The sequence below is a fragment of the Pseudoalteromonas sp. CO348 genome, assembly GCF_004208845.1.
GTDB classification, from domain to species: domain Bacteria; phylum Pseudomonadota; class Gammaproteobacteria; order Enterobacterales; family Alteromonadaceae; genus Pseudoalteromonas; species Pseudoalteromonas maricaloris.
The window spans coordinates 1-969 of sequence record NZ_SGPI01000053.1 but is presented as its reverse complement, the minus strand read 5'-3'; the positions used below and the strand labels follow the sequence as shown (position 1 = coordinate 969).

Sequence of the window (969 nt, the reverse complement as noted above, 5' to 3'; positions counted from 1 at the left end):
GCTGCTGCCGGATTGCCCTTCTCTATAAAACGGATTATCTATAAAGCGCTCTGCCGTTAACTCGCTTTTATTCAGATACCCCCGAGCTATACCTGCGCCACCTAGGTAAAGCTCACCAACACAATACATTGGACACAAATCTCTATTACTATCCAATACTAAAACTTCATTATTGATATTTGGCTTTCCTATCGGTACTACCTGAGCTGACTCCTCTAAAAGCGAAGTGTCCAGACTTGTAGCGGTAACCGTCGCTTCTGTTGGGCCATAGCTATTAATTAGTTTAACTGTATCACCAAAGCAGTCTCGATGTTTCTGTACCGTATGTATTGATAAAGACTCTCCCCCTACGACCACCATCCTTAATGAATTTGCCACTTCCATATTTGTGTGTTGAACTAGCTGCGCCCAAAATGCTGTCGGCAAGCTTGCTAAAGTGATGTTTTTATCATTACAAAATGCTATAAATTCCTGTAGCCCTTGCATACATTCTTCATTTCTTAGTGTCAGAGTACTACCTTGGCATAGGGCTCCAAAGCATTCTTCTATGAAAATATCAAATGACACCGTTGAAAACTGAAGTACATTATCAGACTCTGTAATGCTATACACTTCTCGTATATGCTCTTGATAATTAACCACTGACTTATGCTCAACCATCACGCCTTTTGGTTGTCCCGTTGACCCCGATGTATAAATTACATATGCTAAATGACTTGAGGTAAGCCCTATCTCCTCCCTATCTAGGTTCTCTTTACTGTAATCTGCACATGCATATCCCGTCGTATCCGCCATCCCATCTAAGCAAAGGACCGCACCTGCAAACTCTCCCAGTACATCCCGCTCCTTCGTACCGCTCAACACGATATCAACCGCTGTATCTGCTAGTAAGTAACTCAGTCGCTCTGCCGGATAATTCGGATCTAAAGGAACATACGCCCCCCCTGCCTTCAAGATACCCATTATCCC

1 protein-coding gene is annotated in these 969 nt (G+C 43.2%); it reads right to left on the bottom strand.

The features are described from left to right. Positions 1 to 969, bottom strand: a 969-nt coding sequence (locus EXT48_RS23520) for an AMP-binding protein (protein ID WP_165384144.1), incomplete at both ends; no start/stop codon positions are given.